Origin of the sequence: Escherichia sp. WS2035, assembly GCF_046487065.1 — a bacterium.
Lineage (GTDB): Bacteria > Pseudomonadota > Gammaproteobacteria > Enterobacterales > Enterobacteriaceae > Escherichia > Escherichia coli.
This window is the reverse complement of the sequence record NZ_JBJQKD010000001.1, coordinates 197,943-216,414: the sequence shown is the minus strand read 5'-3', so window position 1 is coordinate 216,414 and position 18,472 is coordinate 197,943. Positions and strand designations below refer to the sequence as shown.

Here is an 18,472-nt window from a genome sequence, read left to right as displayed (position 1 = left end):
GCCGGCGATCATGGAACGGTCTTCCGTGAATCTACCGGCTTGGATATTACTTTTTGTTAGGGCGAATCACAGGTGCTGCTTTATCGAGTACGCCGTTGACGAACTTATGGCTGTCTTCTGCGCCGAACGATTTCGCCAGTTCGATCGCTTCGTTAATGGCCACTTTGTATGGCACATCGCTACGTTTAGACAGCTCGTACAGCGCAATGCGCAGTACTGCTTTTTCTACCTGGCCCAGTTCTTCCAGCAGACGGGACAGGTACGGCTTCATCAGTCCGTCGAGGTATGCGGTGTTAGTCGCCACCCCGGCCAGCAGCTCACGGAAGTACAGGACGTCAACGTCTTTTACATCCTGTTCAGCCAGGAACTGGTATTCAACATCAGCGATGTCGTTCTGGGACAACTGCCAGGAGTAGAGCGCCTGGACGGCACACTCACGAGCGCGGCGACGAGCAGCAGGTTTCACGGATTTCCCCTTACTAATTTCAGGCCTTGATGGCTTTCAATACATTAATCATTTCAAGCGCGGTCAGTGCAGCTTCTGCACCTTTGTTGCCAGCTTTGGTGCCAGCACGTTCGATCGCTTGTTCAATGCTTTCAGTGGTCAGAACACCAAAAGCAACCGGAATTTCGCTGTCCTGGGCAACATGCGCCAGGCCGTTGCTTGCACCACCAGCGACATATTCAAAGTGGGCAGTGCCACCACGAATAACCGTACCCAGCGCAATCACCGCGTCGTATTTACCGGTTTTAGCCAGTGCACCCGCCGCCAGCGGCAGCTCATAGGCACCAGGCACCCAAACAACGGTAATGTTTTCATCTTTTACCTGACCGATACGTTTCAGTGCGTCAATTGCACCTTCCAGCAGGCTGTCATTGATAAAGTTGTTGAAACGCGCGATGGTGATGGCGACGCGAGCGTCCGGGGTAGCAACGTTAGCTTCAATAATGTTCATTTTCTTCCTTCGGGTTCGAGTATGGCCCCGCAGGGGGGCGGATTTTAGCATAATATTTCGTGCGCTGCTTCCCTTTCGAGCCGGGAGATCATGCACCCACTAAATGCAGGCAAACATCCGGGCCTACATGACGTATCTCTTTGAATTTAAATTGGGGAGCGTCGGCTAATTTCTCAAGCCCTGGCAGCGTGCATAATCCACGGGCGTCGTTGCCTAATAGTTTAGGTGCGATATAGACAATCAGCTCATCGACTAAACCCGCCTGTAGCAATGCGCCAGCGAGCGTTGGCCCCGCTTCCACCCAGATGCTGTTAATCTGCTGTTTACCCAGTTGCATCATTAGTACAACCAGATCCAGGTGACCTTTATGCTCTGGAATCAGCAAGGTACGCACCGTTTCCGGCCACTCACGAGAATCTTCCTGCGTACGCGCGAACCAGGTTTCGCCGGGCTGCTGCACAATGCGATGTTCCGGCGTCACGCGATTTTGGCTATCAATCACAATACGTACTGGCTGACGGAGATTTTGTTGCGGGTAGAGCCCCTGAGTTTGTTCATCCAGTTCAGACCAACGCACTGTTAAGGCTGGATCATCCGCCAGCACCGTGGCGCTGCTGGTTAAAATGGCATGACTTTGCGCGCGCAGTCGTTGTACGTCGCGTCGCGCCTGAGGCGAAGTGATCCACTGGCTTTCGCCACTCGCCATCGCCGTGCGACCATCAAGCGATGCGCCAAGTTTTAACTGAATATAAGGAAAGCCGGTGCGCATCCGCTTGAGAAAGCCTTTATTCAATTGCTCAGCTTCACTCATCATCAGCCCGTGGCTGACGTCAATGCCAGCCTGTTGCAGACGGTAAAGTCCACGTCCAGCAACCTGCGGATTGGGGTCTTGCATTGCAGCAACCACGCGCGCCACGCCCGCAGCAATTAATGCATCACAACACGGTGGCGTACGACCATGATGGCTACAGGGTTCGAGTGTGACATACGCCGTTGCGCCTTTGGCTTTTTCGCCGGCCATGCGCAACGCGTGTACCTCGGCATGCGGTTCACCCGCTCGTTGATGGTAACCTTCACCGACAATTTCGCCATCTTTGACAATGACGCACCCGACATTCGGGTTGGGATGCGTGGTAAAACGTCCTCGTTGCGCCAGCTTTAGCGCCCGCGCCATGTAATACTCGTCCTGCACGGCTTAGTCCTCCAGGCGCGCGATCTCTTCGCCAAATTCTTTGATATCTTCGAAACTGCGGTAGACAGAGGCAAAACGGATATAGGCGACTTTATCGAGCTTTTTCAATTGCTCCATCACCAGATTGCCAATCATCTTGCTCGGCACTTCGCGCTCACCGGTGGCGCGCAGCTGCGATTTTATATGATTGATTGCCATTTCGACGTCATCGGAACTCACCGGACGTTTTTCCAGCGCCCGCAGCATTCCGCTACGTAATTTCTCTTCATTAAACGGTTCACGCACGTCGTTGCTTTTTACAACACGCGGCATAACCAGCTCCGCCACTTCAAAGGTGGTGAAACGTTCATTACACACCAGACACTGCCGACGGCGGCGTACGGATGAACCCTCGCCCACGAGACGAGAGTCAATTACCTTAGTGTCCACGGCGAAACAGAATGGGCAATGCATACGGCGTCCTGACCAGGTGGTTAACAGAAATCTATTTTACCCTGAACTGACGATACAACAAAGGCGCAACGCTTTTGAGATAAAGGATCGATGCTTTCACTGCTTTTACCCTCTACCATTAGGCTAATTGCGACGAGAAAGGGACGACCTATGAATACTAACGTTTTTCGACTGCTCCTGCTGGGAAGCCTGTTCAGCCTTAGCGCCTGTGTGCAGCAAAGTGAAGTGCGACAGATGAAACACAGCGTCAGCACGCTGAACCAGGAGATGACGCAACTCAATAAAGAAACGGTCAAAATCACTCAGCAAAACAAGCTGAATGCAAAATCCAGCAGTGGGGTTTACCTTCTGCCTGGAGCAAAAACACCAGCAAGACTGGAAAGCCAGATCGGTACTTTACGTATGTCGCTGGTGAATATTACGCCTGACACAGATGGCACTACCCTGACGCTACGTATTCAGGGCGAATCCAATGACCCTTTACCCGCATTCAGCGGAACCGTTGAATATGGGCAAATTCAGGGAACAATAGACAACTTTCAGGAAATCAATGTGCAGAATCAATTGATTAACGCCCCTGCCAGCGTCCTCGCCCCCAGCGATGTTGATATTCCGTTACAGTTAAAGGGTATTTCTGTGGATCAGTTAGGCTTTGTACGTATCCACGACATTCAACCTGTTATGCAGTAAACGTATTGCGGGGCGATATTGTGCGTCCCGCAACATCTTTCTCCGTCATTTTGTTACTCCGCTTACATCACCTGGATTGATAGTAAAAGTTTGCAACAAGGGTGAAAGTCAGTACAATCCCCGCCCGAATGTGTGTAAACGTGAACGCAATCGATTACGTAAATGATAGAACTGTGAAACGAAACATATTTTTGTGAGCAATGATTTTTATAATAGGCTCCTCTGTATACGAAATATTTAGAAACGCAATTTGCGCCTTTTTCACTCCCGCAAGGGATTTTCAAACAGTGGCATACATATGAAAAAAACATTACTGGCAGCCGGTGCGGTACTGGCGCTCTCTTCGTCTTTTACTGTCAACGCAGCTGAAAACGACAAACCGCAGTATCTTTCCGACTGGTGGCACCAGAGCGTTAACGTTGTCGGAAGCTATCACACCCGTTTCGGACCGCAGCTCCGCAACGATACCTACCTTGAGTACGAAGCATTCGCTAAAAAAGACTGGTTCGACTTCTATGGTTATGCGGATGCGCCGGTATTCTTCGGCGGTAACTCCGATGCAAAAGGTATCTGGAACCACGGTTCTCCGCTGTTTATGGAAATCGAACCGCGTTTCTCCATTGACAAGCTGACCAATACTGACCTTAGCTTCGGTCCGTTCAAAGAGTGGTACTTCGCGAACAACTACATTTACGACATGGGTCGTAATAAAGATGGCCGCCAGAGCACCTGGTACATGGGTCTGGGTACCGACATCGATACTGGTCTGCCGATGAGCCTGTCCATGAACGTCTATGCGAAATACCAGTGGCAGAACTACGGCGCAGCGAACGAAAACGAGTGGGACGGTTACCGTTTCAAAGTGAAGTACTTTGTGCCGATTACCGATCTGTGGGGCGGCCAGCTGAGCTACATCGGCTTCACCAACTTCGACTGGGGTTCCGACCTGGGCGATGACAGCGGTTATGCGAACAACGGTATTAAAACACGTACCAATAACTCTATTGCGTCCAGCCATATTCTGGCGCTGAATTACGATCACTGGCACTACTCTGTCGTTGCCCGTTACTGGCATAACGGTGGTCAGTGGAATGACGATGCAGAACTGAACTTCGGCAACGGCAACTTCAACGTTCGCTCTACCGGCTGGGGTGGTTATCTGGTAGTAGGTTACAACTTCTAATTGTGAGAATGCCGGATTTCATATCCGGCATTTTTTATCACTTCTTCTTGTTCATCATCGCTTTCAAATCAGCGAATGGGTTGTACTTCGCTTCACCGACATCTTTCTGCGCATCTTCCCCTGCGATAACGGTCGTACCATACTGATCCGCTTCGGTGTATTTCGAATGCTCATGATCGTGGCAATAGAGACAAAGTAATTCCCAGTTACTGCCATCTTCCGGGTTATTAGTATGGTCGTGATCAATGTGGTGAACGGTAAGTTCACGCAGGTTGGAATAAACAAACTCGCGGGAACAGCGACCGCAGACCCACGGATAGATTTTTAATGCTTTTTCGCGATAGCCGCTTTCTAACCGCGCATAGTTTTTTGGGATGATAGCCATGAAAAAGTTACCTGGATGAAATGTAGGGTTACGCGCAGTTTCCCAAGATGCGGGGATTTTCGCAATCACCTTACATCAAAAAAAATCCCGATCTTCTGACCGGGATTTTCAACATCAGCTGAAACTTGATTAAGGCAGAATTGACGGCTGATCCGCCCCTTCTTTTTCCACTTTCTGCTGCAACATGTGTTCGCGCTTCATACCCAGTTTCAGAGCCAGCGCAGATGCCACATAGATGGAAGATGCAGTACCGATGGAAACACCGATAAGCATGGTCAGCGAGAAGCCTTCCAGTACCGGACCACCGAAGAGGTACAGCATCAGGATAACCATCAAGGTAGTACCGGATGTGATCAAGGTACGGTGCAGCGTCTGGGTCAAGGACACGTTAAAGATTTCGTAAGGCGTACCGCGACGGATCTTGCGGAAGTTTTCACGAATACGGTCCGATACCACGATACTGTCGTTAAGCGAGTAACCGATAACCGACATCAACGATGCCACAATGGTCAGGTCAATCTCGATATGGAATAACGACAAAATACCCAGCGTAATGATAACGTCGTGCGCCAGCGCAATAACAACCCCTGCCGCCAGTCGCCACTCAAAGCGGAAACCAACGTACACGAGGATAGACAGCAGCGCCGCCATCAACGCCATCGCACCGGTTTGCGCAAGGTCTGCCCCCACGCTCGGACCGACGAACTCAATACGCTTCACTGCCGCATTCTGATTGGTGGATTCGTTAATCACCTTCAGAACCTGGCTGCCCAGCACCTGACCACCGGTTTCGCCTTCAGCAGGCGGCATACGGACCATGATGTCGTGGCTGCTACCAAAGTTTTGCAGCATCGGCTCTTCAAAACCGGCTTTTTGCAATGCATCACGCATTACGTCAATTTCAGCCGGTTTTTCGAGCGTAATTTCAATAACCGTACCACCGGTGAAATCCAGCCCCCAGTTAAAGCCGCGCACGCCCATAATAACGATAGCGGCGATTAACAGCAGACCAGAGATGCCGAAAGCCCAGTAGTCCCAGCGCATAAAGTCATAGACTTTACGGCCGTGGTTTAGTTGTTCAACAGTATATTCCTGTGCCACATCGCACTCCTCAGATTGACAGCTTCTTGACGCGCTTGCCGCCATATAGCAGGTTTACGATGGCACGCGTACCGACAATCGCGGTAAACATCGACGTCGCCACACCGATACCGGTAGTAATCGCGAACCCTTTAATTGCCCCGGTACCCACTGCGTACAGGATGATGACTTTAATCAGCGTGGTGATGTTCGCATCGAAGATGGAACTGAATGCGCCACGATAACCTTCATCAATTGCCTGTTGAACAGTACGTCCGTTGCTCAACTCTTCTTTAATACGTTCGTTGATCAGTACGTTCGCATCGACCGCTACCGCAAGGGTTAAGACGATACCCGCGATACCTGGCATACTCAGCGTTGCGCCTGGCAACAGCGACATAATACCGACAATCAAGATCAAGTTGGCAATCAGAGCACTGGTCGCAATCAGACCAAACTTCTTATAGAAGATGATCATGAACAGAATAGAAACCAGCAGACCGGCAAGGCAAGCCTCCAGCCCCTGCTCAATGTTCTGCATACCCAGGGTTGGGCCAATGGTACGTTCTTCAACAATCTGAATCGGCGCGATCAACGCACCGGCACGCAGCAGCAGTGAAAGCTGACGCGCTTCGCTTGGGTTATTGATGCCAGTAATACGGAAGCTGTTACCCAGACGAGACTGGATGTTGGCGATATTAATCACCTCTTCCTGTTTCACCAGAACCGCACGACCGTTTGCATCTTTCTTACCGCTGTCTTTGTACTCCACAAACAGGGTTGCCATCGGTTTGCCGATGTTGTCCTTGGTGAAGTTAGACATGATGTTACCACCCGCGCTATCGAGAGAGATGTTAACCTGCGGCTGGTTGTATTCGTCCTGGCTGGAAGTGGAGTCGGTGATATGGTCACCGGTCAGAATTACGCGTTTGTACAGCACAACCGGCTGACCTTCGCGGGTCTGTTTCACTTCAGAGTCGCCCGGTACGCGACCGGATGCCGCAGCGGCCTGATCAACGTTGGTGTTTACCAGACGGAATTCCAGCGTTGCCGTCGCACCCAGAATCTCTTTCGCACGCGCAGTGTCCTGAATACCTGGCAGTTCAACAACGATACGGTCAGCACCCTGACGCTGAACCACCGGCTCCGCCACGCCAAGTTGGTTTACACGGTTACGCAGGATATTGATGTTCTGCTGCACCGCATATTCACGCGCTTCACTCAGACGAGCATCGCTCATTACCGCACGCAGCTGGTTGCTGCCCTGGCTGCTAATCACCAGGTCCGGATGGCGCTTGCTCAGATACGCAATGGCTTCATCACGAGCTTTAGCATCGCGGAAAGTGATGCTCAGGCCGTAGTTGTTTTCTTTACGAACGGTGGTATACGGGATGCCCTTTTCACGCAGGTCGCTGCGCAGGCTATCGATATTTTGTTCCTGGAGTTTGCCAAGCGCGGTGTCCATATCCACTTCCATCAGGAAGTGAACGCCGCCACGCAGGTCAAGGCCGAGCTTCATCGGCTCAGCATGAATAGCTGCCAGCCAGCGCGGCGTTGCCGGGGCAAGATTAAGCGCCACGACGTATTTGTCACCCATAACGCCCATTAATGCTTCACGAGCGCGCAGCTGGGTGTCAGTGGAGTCGAAGCGCGCAAGAATAGCGCCCTCTTCCAGTGCCACAGACTTAGCAGTTATTTTTTCTTCTTGTAACGTTTTCTGGACCTGGATCAGCGTTTGCTCACTGGCGGCGACTCCGCGCGCACCAGTGATCTGAACAGCCGGATCCTCACCAAACAGGTTGGGAAGCGCATACAGCAGACCGATGACAATCACCACGATCAGCATGACGTACTTCCACAAAGGATAACGGTTTAACACGGCAATTCCCTTAGGGAAAAATTTTAATTACAGCGCCTTCATGGTGCCTTTCGGCAGAACGGCAGCTACGAAGTCACGTTTAATAACTACTTCAGTGGTGTCATTCAGTGCGATAGCAATGTAGCCGTTTTCCGCTACTTTGGTTACGCGACCGACCAGGCCACCGTTCGTCAGCACTTCATCACCTTTAGCGATGGAGTCCATCAGCTTTTTGTGTTCTTTGGTGCGCTTCTGCTGTGGACGCAGGATCATGAAATAGAAAATCAGACCGAATACCACCAGCATCAAAATCAAAGACATCGGGCTACCTTGCGCCGGTGCACCCGTTGCCGCTACCGCATCAGAAATAAAAAAGCTCATTAAATTTCCCTCATTATTAATATTAATCAACGTTCAAAGGTGGTACTTCTCGCCCCTGACGCTGGTAAAAATCAGTTACGAAGCTCTCTAATTTACCCTCTTCAATAGCCTTGCGTAAACCCGCCATCAAACGCTGGTAGTAACGAAGGTTATGAATGGTGTTGAGTCGCGCGCCTAATATTTCGTTGCAACGGTCGAGATGATGCAAGTAAGCGCGTGAATAATTGCGACAGGTGTAGCAATCACACTCAGGATCGAGTGGGCCAGTATCGCTCTTATACTTCGCATTGCGGATTTTCACCACGCCATCGGTCACGAACAAATGACCATTTCGGGCGTTGCGGGTTGGCATTACGCAGTCAAACATATCGATACCGCGACGTACGCCCTCAACCAGGTCTTCTGGTTTACCAACGCCCATCAGGTAACGCGGTTTGTCTGCCGGAATTTGCGGGCATACATGCTCCAGAATGCGGTGCATATCTGCTTTCGGCTCACCCACAGCCAGACCGCCGACAGCGTAGCCATCAAAACCGATATCTACCAGACCTTTAACAGAAATATCACGTAAATCTTCGTAAACACTGCCCTGAATGATACCAAACAGCGCATTTTTGTTTCCGAGACTGTCAAAACGCTCACGGCTACGCTTCGCCCAACGCAGAGACATCTCCATGGAGCGTTTTGCATAATCCCAGTCAGCAGGATACGGCGTACACTCATCAAAGATCATGACGATATCCGAACCAAGATCGTACTGAATCTCCATCGACTTTTCCGGGTCGAGGAAAATCGGGTCGCCGTTGATCGGGTTACGGAAGTGAACACCCTGTTCGGTGATTTTACGAATATCACCAAGGCTGAAAACCTGGAAGCCGCCGGAGTCGGTAAGGATTGGTCCTTTCCACTGCATAAAATCGTGCAGATCGCCGTGCAGTTTCATGATTTCCTGGCCCGGGCGCAGCCACAGGTGGAAGGTGTTGCCGAGGATAATTTGCGCGCCAGTGGCTTCAACTTCTTCCGGCGTCATCCCTTTTACGGTGCCGTAAGTGCCAACAGGCATAAAACAAGGCGTTTCCACTACGCCACGATCAAAGACCAGGCGGCCACGGCGTGCGCGACCGTCGGTGGTGTCCAGTTCAAATTTCATTTTTTCTCCACTACGTCAGAAAAACAGTCCAACGTTTAAACCAGCGCCGCGGAATTACTCCCCAACGCGCTCATTAATTGCCTGCGGATTGTACGTGATAAACATCGCATCACCGTAACTAAAAAAGCGATATTTCTCTTCTACCGCCGCTTTATAGGCATTCATGGTGTGTTGATAACCAGCAAATGCCGAAACCAGCATAATCAGCGTCGATTCCGGAAGGTGGAAGTTCGTCACCAGCGCATCGACCACTTTGTACTGGAAGCCCGGATAGATAAAGATTTGGGTATCGTCAAAGAACGGTTCAATGAGATCGTTTTTCGCTGCCTGAGCCGCACTTTCCAGCGAACGTACTGAGGTGGTGCCAACCGCAATCACCCGGTTACCGCGCGCTTTCGCCGCCAGTACCGCGTCTACCACATCCTGCGGCACTTCAGCGTATTCCGAGTGCATGATGTGATCTTCAATGGTGTCGACGCGCACCGGCTGGAAGGTGCCCGCACCAACGTGCAACGTCACAAACGCCATCTCCACGCCTTTGGCGCGTAATTTTTCCAGCAAAGGTTCGTCAAAGTGCAGTCCGGCGGTCGGTGCTGCTACCGCGCCGGGTTTTTCGCTATAAACCGTTTGATAAAGTTCGCGGTCTGCATCTTCGTCCGGACGGTCGATGTACGGCGGCAGCGGCATATGGCCGATGCTGTTGAGAATATCCAGCACCGAACGTTGATCATTAAATTCGACTTCAAACAGTGCGCCGTGGCGCGCGGTCATTGTTGCGTTAATACTTTCGTCATCGCCCAGCAGCAGTTCTGCGCCAGGTTTTGGCGCTTTCGAGGCGCGAATATGCGCAAGAATGCGTTTGTCGTCGAGCATCCGCTCAACCAGCACTTCAATCTTGCCGCCGCTGGCTTTACGCCCAAACAGACGCGCCGGGATCACGCGGGTATTATTAAAAACCAGAAGATCGCCGGGGTTGAGCTTATCGAGTAAATCGGTGAAAGTACCGTGCGTCAGCGCGCCCGTCGGCCCGTCCAGCGACAGTAAACGACAGCTACTGCGTTCAGGCATGGGATAGTGGGCAATCAGGGATTCGGGCAATTCAAAAGAGAAATCGGTAACGCGCATGACACTGACTCAGACTAAAATAAGAGGCGGGTAGTCTAGTGCCGGGGCGCTCTCCCTGCAACCTTTACCCCCCTTTGGATAGAATATAATCGATGAATTTTTTAGCTCACCTGCATTTAGCCCATCTCGCGGAAAGCTCGCTTTCCGGCAATTTACTGGCTGATTTCGTACGCGGAAATCCTGAAGAAAGTTTTCCGCCCGACGTCGTGGCTGGCATTCATATGCATCGGCGAATCGACGTATTAACCGACAATCTGCCAGAAGTCCGCGAAGCGCGGGAGTGGTTTCGTAATGAAACGCGCCGTGTCGCGCCTATTACGCTGGATGTGATGTGGGATCACTTTCTGTCCCGCCACTGGTCGCAGCTGTCGCCCGATTTTCCGCTACAGGAATTTACCTGTTATGCCCGGGAGCAAGTGATGACTATTCTTCCAGACTCACCGCCACGCTTTATCAATCTGAACAACTACTTATGGTCAGAGCAGTGGTTGGTGCGCTATCGCGATATGGATTTCATCCAGAGCGTGTTAAACGGCATGGCAAGCCGTCGCCCACGTCTGGATGCCCTGCGTGACTCCTGGTACGATTTAGACGCCCATTACGATGCTCTCGAAACCCGCTTCTGGCAGTTTTATCCGCGGATGATGGAGCAGGCGTCACGCAAGGCGTTATAAGACGTTAATTCATCCACACCGTAGCCGAAATGGCAGGCAAAGCCAGAATCCCGTCCGTCAGTTGCCCGTGACCTTCTTTGCGTTGCCATTGCGCGACATTAAGCAACGGCGACGCGGGTAGCACCACTTCACAGGCTTCGCCACGGTTGATTGCCACCAGTACACGCTGCTGATTCAGCACGCGGACAAATACCACCACGTTATCTTCCGCATACAGCACCTGACAGCCGCCACGACGCAACGCCTGACTTTTCTTACGCAGCGCAATCATTCGCTGGTACAGCGCGAATAACGCCGAATCCTGCTTTTCCACCTGCCAGGGGAACGGCTTACGGCAAAACGGATCGTTTTTGCCATCCAGTCCCACTTCATCACCGTAATAAATGCACGGTACACCAGGCCAGGTGAACAGCCAGACCACCGCCAGGGGCAGGCGCGCAACATCCCGACCGAGCAGCGTTTTAAATCGCGCAGTATCGTGGCTGTCGAGCTGATTAAACATACGTAATTGTTGTTGATGAGAAAGCCCTGCGCGGTAATTATCCATCCAGGCCATACAGGTTTGGGCGTCAATTTGCTGCGGATCGTAAGAGATATCGGTGTTGGCAAGAAATCCCCACAACGGGAATGTGAAGCCGCGATAGTTCATGGCGGCATCTTCCACATCGGCCTGTAACCATTGCCGTGCATCGCCAAAATGTTCGCCGACAATATACGCATCCGGCTGGGTTTCTTTCGCCGCTTCGGTGATCCCGGCAACGTGCTGCAAATTATTGCGCGCCCCACCCGCTTCCCCCAGCATATGCACCACATCCAGCCGCCAGCCATCCATATTCCACGGCGCTTTCAGCCAGTGGCGGACAATACTGTCTTCCCCGCGATAAATTTCATTCACCAGACTTTCCGACTGATAATCCAGCTTCGGCAAGCTGGCATAGCCCAGCCAGTCGAGCGCCGTGCCATCATCACTAAACGAGTACCAGTCACGCCAGGGTGATTCGGGGTTGTGACAAGCTCCCCCCGTGCCACGATTGTGCCTGTCAAACCAGGCATGGGAATCGCCACTGTGGTTAAACACGCCGTCCAGCACCAGTCGTATTCCCAGCTGCTGCGTATTGTGTCGCAAACGCAGCAACGCCCCATCACCGCCAAACTGCGGATCGACATGGCGATAATCCTCGGTATCGTATTTATGCACGCTGGGAGCTTTAAACACCGGATTGAGATACAGCGCCGTCACGCCAAGTTTTTTCAGATACGGCAGTTTTTCACTTATCCCGTCCAGATCGCCGCCATAGAACGTTGATCCGCCAGCCTGCGCCGTGACCGGTTCATCCCAGTCACGCAATATGATCTCTTGTCCGGCTGCGTGATGGTAATAGACATGATCCTGTTCAGCTTCACGAGGAAGATTACGGGCGAAACGATCAGGGAAGATCTGATAAAAAATCTGATCCGCAGCCCATTGTGGGCCGATATCCGGTACATCGATGGCAAACTGCTCCTGTCGTGCCGGCGGCATTCGGCTGAAGCCTTGCGGTGTAAACCAACGCTGGCGATCGTGCCACAGCAATTTGAAACTATAACGCCGCCGAGGTTGTCCGCAGGAGAGCTCGATCGCCGCCCGCCATGCGGTGACGCCAGGCTGCGGCTGACTGCGCTGCTTATGCATCGGTACTGACATTTCTTCGTTATCGTGTTCTGTACGCAGCATAATGCGCTGCGGTGGGTCTTCGCCCGTCAGCCACAGTGTAATGAGCAGTTGATCTTTGCTTTGTTTAACAAATGGGGGCACCGGCAGATGCCATGCATTTAACATCATAATTCCCCTGTGATGAAAATCTGATCACCTTGCCATAGCCTAATGCAGGATCACTCATCATCTGAAGGATATTTGGGGGAGGAGGACGGGGGCGGATAACTTTCGGAATAGCCGGATCAGGATTTCCTCCTGAACCGGCTTACAGAACGCAAGGATTACTGGTTTTCAGCCAGCTGACGATCGTGGCGGCGCTTAAACATCCAGCCAATCAACAGCACAACAATCCACGCGAAACCAACATACAGCGAGATACGCGTATCAGGGTGATAACCAATCAACCCGATAATAAAGAGCAGGAAAATCAAACCGCCGATGGTCGTTGCTACCCCACCCGGCACTTTAAATTTCAGCGCCTTAACTTCTTCTGGCGGCAAACGGCGACGGAAGGCGATTTGCGACAGCAGGATCATAATCCACACCCACACCGTGGCGAAGGTTGCCAGCGAAGCGATCACCAGGAAGACGTTTTCCGGCATGATGTAGTTCAGATACACCGCAAACAGCAGCGCGGTAGTCATCACCAGCACCGTAACCCACGGAATACCGCGACGCGAGGTTTTGCTGAAAATTTTTGGCGCGCTGCCCTGCTCTGCCATACCGTGGAGCATACGGCCTACACCAAATACGTCACTGTTAATTGCCGACAGCGAAGCGGTCAGCACAACAAAGTTAAGAATGCTGGCGGCAAAGGTAATGCCCATATGCTGGAACGTCAGCACAAACGGGCTACCGGCAGTGCCAACCTGATTCCACGGGTAGATAGACATAATGACGAACAGCGTACCGACGTAGAACACCAGAATACGCATCGGCACGGAGTTAATCGCACGCGGAATCGATTTCTCAGGATCTTTCGCTTCACCGGCGGTAATCCCGATAATTTCGATCCCACCGTAAGCAAACATCACCATTTGCAACGACATCACCATACCAAGCCAGCCGTTACTGAAGAAGCCGCCGTTGCTCCACAGGTTATGAATACCGGTCGGTTGCCCGCCGTTGCCAATCCCCCAGATGATGATGCCGAAACCGGCGACAATCATGATGATGATAGTGGCGACTTTAAAGAACGAGAACCAGAACTCCAGCTCACCGAATACCTTCACGCTCATCAGGTTTACGGCGCAAATGATCAGCACCACACTCAGTACCCAAATCCAGTGCGGCACCGTCGGGAACCAGACACCCATATAGATACCAAAAGCGGTCACATCGGCGATGGCGACAATAAGGATTTCAAAGCAGTAGGTCCAGCCGGTAATGTAACCTGCCAGCGGGCCGAGGTTTTCCTGCGCATAACGCGAGAAAGAGCTGGCTGCCGGGTTATGTACCGACATTTCCCCCAGCGCACGCATAATGATATACGCCGCGATACCACCGATAATATAGGCCAACAACACGCTTGGACCGGCCATTTTGATGGCATCTGCCGAACCGTAAAACAGCCCGGTGCCAATTGCTGAACCCAGTGCCATAAAGCGTATGTGTCGGGTACTTAGCCCACGCTTTAGCTTGTTCTTACTTTCCATCAATTCCTAACCCATCAACACAATAAAAAACCACGGGGCATCGCAGCCCCGTGGTTAAAACAAATGTTCAGTGATTTAGTGAGCGCTGGAGGTCACCTGACGACCTGCCGCGCGATCCCAGATAATGGCCAGAACCACCATCACCACTGTTGGCATTAACCACGCCAGACCTTGTTCGGCCAGCGGTAAACGCTGCGCCCAGGACGGTAAGATATCGCTGAATGCAGATGCCTTGATCCCGTCGAGAATACCAAAAAGCAGGCTGATAAACATCGGCGGAGCAATCACGCGGGACGAATTATGCCACCATGAGCGTGTAAAACTTAATACAACCAGTGCGATACACGGCGGATAAATGGCGGTCAGCACCGGTACAGAGATCTGAATCAGCTGGCTCAAGCCGAGGTTAGACACCACCATCGAGAAGCCGCCGAGGATAAACACCAGCGTACGATAAGAGAGCGGTACGTACTGGGCGAAGAATTCTGCACAAGCACAGGTCAGGCCAACCGCCGTGACCAGGCAGGCGATGAAGATTAACGCCGCCAGCAGGAAGCTACCGCCGCCGCCAAAGGTATGCTGAACGTAAGCATGCAGGATCGCCGCACCGTTTGCAGACTGATCGACCAGCGACGCGCTGTCTGAACCCAGACGGAACAGCGCCAGGTACAGCAGAGTCAGACCAACACCCGCCATCAGGCCAGCCCAGACGGTATAACGGGTCAGCAGACGCGCTTCGGTAACGCCACGAGAACGCGCCGCGTTAACAATAACGATACCAAACACCATTGCGCCCAGCGTATCCATGGTCAGATAGCCGTTGACGAAGCCGTTAGAAAACGCAGCGTTTTGATAAGCCTCAGTCGCCGTGCTGATAGAACCCGCCGGCCAGATAATTGCGGCAACAGACAGGATGACCAGCGCGATAATTTTCAGCGGCGCAAGGAAGTTGCCCACGGTATCCAGCAGCTTGCCCGGATAGAGCGAAACCAGAATAACGATAGCGAAATAGACCAGGCTGTAAATAAACAGCGGCAGCGCGGAATCACCCGTCAGCGGCGCAATGCCCACTTCAAAAGAAACGGTAGCTGTACGCGGCGTAGCGAAAAGCGGCCCCACCGCCAGGTAACAAACTGTTGCCAGCAGTACGCCAGCGACTTTACCAATTGGCGTGCTGAGACTGTCAACACCGCCGCCAACTTTTGCCAGCGCCACTACCGTTAATACCGGTAGGCCAACGGCAGTAATGAGGAAGCCGAATGCCGCAGTCCAGACGTGTTCGCCTGCCTGCAAGCCGACCATTGGAGGGAAAATAATGTTACCTGCGCCGACGAACAACGCAAATGTCATAAAGCCCAGAGCGATGATATCGCGCGATCTTAATTGATGGGTCATAAATCATACTGCCTGTGGATGTGGTGTTGTAACGTTAAATTTTTGTGCCAATCCCTGGGGATGATACAGCGGTATATTTAAACAATTTTAGCGGGAAATACTCCCAACCAGGCGCGGCGAAGAATAGTTTTTCGATTTACCGCGTAAATGCAGTCAGTATGACAGCACCTGAAGCGCAATTTAAACGCTTATAACGTTTTAAAGCAAGAAGGGATCTAAAAACCAGAGGTATATAGCGATAAGAAATCACCAACCAGTATAAAACACTATTTCAATGAAAAAGACATGGCTAATCATGCGAACAAAAAATCACCAACCATTGTAAAATCTAACGCCCGTATTTCGACTGCAAAGAAAATAAGCCAGCATCGGCTGGCTTATGGCAATAAAAGATGACAAAGGCGAATTAATCGCTGTTTTTGGCAATTAAACGTTCCGGGATAATAAAACTGAAACGTGTACCTTTTCCTACTGTACTCTCAATATTCAGGCGACTTTCGTGATGATTCACCGCATGTTTCACGATCGCTAACCCTAATCCGCTACCACCGGTTTGCCGGGAACGCGCTTTATCAACGCGATAAAAACGCTCGGTCAGGCGCGGAATATGCTCCGGTGCAATGCCCGGTCCGTTATCTTCAACACTAAATTCGGCACCGTGCGGCACTCGCTGCCAGCGTACGGTGATATGCGTGCCTTCCGGCGTATGATTCACGGCGTTATAGACCAGGTTCGAAATCGCACTACGTAGCTGATCTTCGTTGCCTGACACCTTGAGGCCGTTATCTATCTCAAAGGTAAATGTCTGTTTTTTCTGACTCAGAGTCTGAGCCTCGCGCTCAACGACGCGCAGCATCATCGGCACATCAACCTTTTCATTGAGCAAATGCGTCGGTGCGGCTTCTATTTTCGACAGCGTCAGCAATTGCTTCACCAACCCTTCCATCCGCTGGGTCTGCTCACGCATGGTGTGCAACGCTTTTTCACGTACCGCGCCTTCCAGCGGTTGCTCATCCATCATCTCCAGGTAACCCTGTAACACGGTCAATGGCGTACGTAACTCATGGCTCACGTTGGCAAAAAAGTTACGCCGCGCCCCTTCCAGTTGATGCATTTGCGTGACATCTCGCGCCACCATCAGCAACTGTTTGTGGGTATAAGGCATGACGCGAATCTCCAGATGCCGCCCGGTATTGAGCACCAGATTGAGCGGGCGAGAGAAATCACGCGTTTTCAGATATTGCGTAAACTCCGGGTAACGCAGCAAGTTAAGGATGTTCTGCCCGTTATCTTCCGGCCAGCGCAAGCCAAGAATCTGTTGCGCCAGACCGTTGCACCAGAAAATACCGCCCTCTTCCGTGGTCAGCACCACCGCGTCGGGCAGCGACTCCGCGCCGCTACGAAAGCGTTTAATCAGATTGCCCAGTTCACGGCGGCGTTTTTTATTTCGCAGCTGCATCTGGTGTAAGCCGTATAGTAGCGGTTCCCAGCTACCACGCCCCGGTGGCGGGGTCATACTACGATCCACCCACAGCCACCATGAAAGGCGCAATAAATTCCAGAAATGCCAGATAAGCAGTCCTGTTACCGATGCCAGCAAAAACCAGGGCAGGTAACCCAAAAATGCACCCAGGATGAAAGCCGGGAGGCAGCAAAATAGCAGCTCCAGCACCAGCCTTTTCCACGACAGCCGTTCCAGCACGTAAGATACTCCAGTTAAGAAATCATAAGCCCTGCTCTACGTCCGATGAGCAAGGCCTTAAAAGCGGGTTGAAAAACGATACCCTGTACCGCGCACGGTCTGCACCATGCGGTCATGCCCGCCGGGCTCCAGTGCTTTACGCAGGCGACGAATGTGGACATCGACCGTACGATCTTCCACATACACGTTGGTTCCCCATACGTGATTTAACAGTTGCTCGCGACTGTACACGCGCTCGGGATGCGTCATAAAAAAGTGCAGCAGTTTAAATTCAGTTGGCCCCATCTCCAGCGGTTCTTCGCCCGCCATCACCCGGTGAGATGTCGGATCGAGACTTAGCCCCTGCATCTCAATCACCTCTTCCACCGCCATCGGCGATATACGGCGCATTACCGCTTTAATTCGCGCCACCAGCTCCTTCGGAGAAAACGGCTTGGTGATATAGTCATCCGCACCGGTTTCAAGGCCGCGCACGCGATCTTCTTCTTCCCCTCTGGCGGTCAACATCACCACTGGAATATCCCGGGTCATCGACTCGCGCTTGAGGTGTTTGATGAACTGGATACCGGAGCCGCCAGGTAACATCCAGTCAAGGAGAATTAAATCCGGCCAGGGTTCATTCAGTTGATTCACAGCACTGTCATAATCTTCCGCTTCGACCGGCTGAAAGCCATTTTGTTCGAGCACGAAGCAGACCATTTCGCGAATTGGAGCTTCATCTTCTACGACCAGAATACGTCTCGCCATGATTTGCCCTGTTGTAATAAATAGGTTGCGATCATTAATGCGACGTCATTATGCGTCAGATTTATGACAGATTTATGAAAAGCTCGTCGCACATATCTTCAGGTTATTGATTTCCGTGGCACAGAAAAAAGCAAATGGCACATCTGTTTG

18 protein-coding genes are annotated in these 18,472 nt (G+C 51.9%); 3 read left to right on the top strand and 15 right to left on the bottom strand.

The annotated features are described in order from the left end of the window. Nucleotides 1-46: 46 nt before the first annotated feature. The 4 genes from nusB to nrdR form a co-directional block, all read right to left on the bottom strand. Entirely contained in the window at nt 47-466 is a 420-nt protein-coding gene (nusB, locus tag ACJHX4_RS01060; protein WP_000801125.1) for a transcription antitermination factor NusB, read from the bottom strand. Between the two features lie 19 nt (nt 467-485). Next, nucleotides 486-956, bottom strand: a complete 471-nt coding sequence (gene ribE, locus ACJHX4_RS01055) for a 6,7-dimethyl-8-ribityllumazine synthase (RefSeq protein WP_001021161.1) — start codon at nt 954-956, stop codon at nt 486-488. 88 nt (nt 957-1,044) lie between these two features. Next, complete coding sequence (gene ribD / locus ACJHX4_RS01050; RefSeq protein ID WP_001150440.1) at nt 1,045-2,148, bottom strand: bifunctional diaminohydroxyphosphoribosylaminopyrimidine deaminase/5-amino-6-(5-phosphoribosylamino)uracil reductase RibD; 1,104 nt, start codon at nt 2,146-2,148, stop codon at nt 1,045-1,047. Nucleotides 2,149-2,151: 3 nt separating this feature from the next. Continuing rightward, nucleotides 2,152-2,601 (bottom strand): transcriptional regulator NrdR, encoded by a 450-nt coding sequence (gene nrdR, locus ACJHX4_RS01045; protein WP_000543535.1) that lies wholly within the window; start codon nt 2,599-2,601, stop codon nt 2,152-2,154. 150 nt (nt 2,602-2,751) lie between these two features. On the opposite strand from nrdR, the gene ACJHX4_RS01040 reads away from it, so the two are divergent. Next, nucleotides 2,752-3,291: a DUF3251 domain-containing protein gene (locus tag ACJHX4_RS01040; protein WP_001295828.1), complete on the top strand. Its 540-nt coding sequence runs from the start codon at nt 2,752-2,754 to the stop codon at nt 3,289-3,291. A 298-nt stretch (nt 3,292-3,589) separates the two neighbouring features. Then, nucleotides 3,590-4,474: a nucleoside-specific channel-forming protein Tsx gene (gene tsx, locus ACJHX4_RS01035; RefSeq protein WP_001295827.1), complete on the top strand. Its 885-nt coding sequence runs from the start codon at nt 3,590-3,592 to the stop codon at nt 4,472-4,474. A 37-nt stretch (nt 4,475-4,511) separates the two neighbouring features. On the opposite strand, the gene yajD is transcribed toward tsx, so the two are convergent. From yajD to queA, 6 genes are all read right to left on the bottom strand, one after another. Further along, on the bottom strand, nt 4,512-4,859 hold the full coding sequence (yajD, locus tag ACJHX4_RS01030; protein ID WP_000974813.1) for an HNH nuclease YajD: 348 nt from the start codon (nt 4,857-4,859) through the stop codon (nt 4,512-4,514). Between the two features lie 129 nt (nt 4,860-4,988). Further along, on the bottom strand, nt 4,989-5,960 hold the full coding sequence (secF, locus tag ACJHX4_RS01025; protein WP_000046637.1) for a protein translocase subunit SecF: 972 nt from the start codon (nt 5,958-5,960) through the stop codon (nt 4,989-4,991). A 10-nt stretch (nt 5,961-5,970) separates the two neighbouring features. Continuing rightward, nucleotides 5,971-7,818 (bottom strand): protein translocase subunit SecD, encoded by a 1,848-nt coding sequence (secD, locus tag ACJHX4_RS01020; RefSeq protein WP_000934823.1) that lies wholly within the window; start codon nt 7,816-7,818, stop codon nt 5,971-5,973. Between the two features lie 27 nt (nt 7,819-7,845). Beyond that, nucleotides 7,846-8,178: a preprotein translocase subunit YajC gene (yajC, locus tag ACJHX4_RS01015; protein WP_000007629.1), complete on the bottom strand. Its 333-nt coding sequence runs from the start codon at nt 8,176-8,178 to the stop codon at nt 7,846-7,848. A gap of 22 nt (nt 8,179-8,200) precedes the next feature. Then, nucleotides 8,201-9,328 (bottom strand): tRNA guanosine(34) transglycosylase Tgt, encoded by a 1,128-nt coding sequence (gene tgt, locus ACJHX4_RS01010; protein ID WP_000667319.1) that lies wholly within the window; start codon nt 9,326-9,328, stop codon nt 8,201-8,203. A 54-nt stretch (nt 9,329-9,382) separates the two neighbouring features. Further along, nucleotides 9,383-10,453, bottom strand: coding sequence for a tRNA preQ1(34) S-adenosylmethionine ribosyltransferase-isomerase QueA (gene queA, locus ACJHX4_RS01005; protein ID WP_001266506.1), 1,071 nt, complete (start codon nt 10,451-10,453; stop codon nt 9,383-9,385). 92 nt (nt 10,454-10,545) lie between these two features. Here queA and acpH point away from each other — a divergent pair, with 92 nt between their 5' ends. Next, nucleotides 10,546-11,127: an ACP phosphodiesterase gene (acpH, locus tag ACJHX4_RS01000; RefSeq protein WP_001009870.1), complete on the top strand. Its 582-nt coding sequence runs from the start codon at nt 10,546-10,548 to the stop codon at nt 11,125-11,127. A 4-nt stretch (nt 11,128-11,131) separates the two neighbouring features. On the opposite strand, the gene malZ is transcribed toward acpH, so the two are convergent. From malZ to phoB, 5 genes are all read right to left on the bottom strand, one after another. After that, the gene (gene malZ, locus ACJHX4_RS00995; RefSeq protein WP_000979366.1) at nt 11,132-12,949 is read right to left on the bottom strand and encodes a maltodextrin glucosidase; all 1,818 of its coding nucleotides are present in this window, start codon (nt 12,947-12,949) and stop codon (nt 11,132-11,134) included. A gap of 155 nt (nt 12,950-13,104) precedes the next feature. Next, entirely contained in the window at nt 13,105-14,478 is a 1,374-nt protein-coding gene (gene proY / locus ACJHX4_RS00990) for a proline-specific permease ProY (protein ID WP_001295329.1), read from the bottom strand. A 75-nt stretch (nt 14,479-14,553) separates the two neighbouring features. After that, complete coding sequence (gene brnQ, locus ACJHX4_RS00985; RefSeq protein ID WP_000149635.1) at nt 14,554-15,873, bottom strand: branched-chain amino acid transporter carrier protein BrnQ; 1,320 nt, start codon at nt 15,871-15,873, stop codon at nt 14,554-14,556. A gap of 406 nt (nt 15,874-16,279) precedes the next feature. Next, complete coding sequence (phoR, locus tag ACJHX4_RS00980; RefSeq protein WP_000893576.1) at nt 16,280-17,575, bottom strand: phosphate regulon sensor histidine kinase PhoR; 1,296 nt, start codon at nt 17,573-17,575, stop codon at nt 16,280-16,282. Nucleotides 17,576-17,632: 57 nt separating this feature from the next. After that, entirely contained in the window at nt 17,633-18,322 is a 690-nt protein-coding gene (gene phoB / locus ACJHX4_RS00975) for a phosphate response regulator transcription factor PhoB (RefSeq protein ID WP_000113933.1), read from the bottom strand. Nucleotides 18,323-18,472 lie beyond the last annotated feature (150 nt).

Bases quoted from the DNA above. Each gene is read 5' to 3' on its own strand.
- ribE (WP_001021161.1), bottom strand. From the start codon at position 956: ATGAACATTATTGAAGCTAACGTTGCTACCCCGGACGCTCGCGTCGCC.
- nrdR (WP_000543535.1), bottom strand. From the start codon at position 2,601: ATGCATTGCCCATTCTGTTTCGCCGTGGACACTAAGGTAATTGACTCT.
- ACJHX4_RS01040 (WP_001295828.1), top strand. From the start codon at position 2,752: ATGAATACTAACGTTTTTCGACTGCTCCTGCTGGGAAGCCTGTTCAGC.
- tsx (WP_001295827.1), top strand. From the start codon at position 3,590: ATGAAAAAAACATTACTGGCAGCCGGTGCGGTACTGGCGCTCTCTTCG.
- yajD (WP_000974813.1), bottom strand. From the start codon at position 4,859: ATGGCTATCATCCCAAAAAACTATGCGCGGTTAGAAAGCGGCTATCGC.
- yajC (WP_000007629.1), bottom strand. From the start codon at position 8,178: ATGAGCTTTTTTATTTCTGATGCGGTAGCGGCAACGGGTGCACCGGCG.
- tgt (WP_000667319.1), bottom strand. From the start codon at position 9,328: ATGAAATTTGAACTGGACACCACCGACGGTCGCGCACGCCGTGGCCGC.
- queA (WP_001266506.1), bottom strand. From the start codon at position 10,453: ATGCGCGTTACCGATTTCTCTTTTGAATTGCCCGAATCCCTGATTGCC.
- acpH (WP_001009870.1), top strand. From the start codon at position 10,546: ATGAATTTTTTAGCTCACCTGCATTTAGCCCATCTCGCGGAAAGCTCG.
- malZ (WP_000979366.1), bottom strand. From the start codon at position 12,949: ATGATGTTAAATGCATGGCATCTGCCGGTGCCCCCATTTGTTAAACAA.
- proY (WP_001295329.1), bottom strand. From the start codon at position 14,478: ATGGAAAGTAAGAACAAGCTAAAGCGTGGGCTAAGTACCCGACACATA.
- brnQ (WP_000149635.1), bottom strand. From the start codon at position 15,873: ATGACCCATCAATTAAGATCGCGCGATATCATCGCTCTGGGCTTTATG.
- phoB (WP_000113933.1), bottom strand. From the start codon at position 18,322: ATGGCGAGACGTATTCTGGTCGTAGAAGATGAAGCTCCAATTCGCGAA.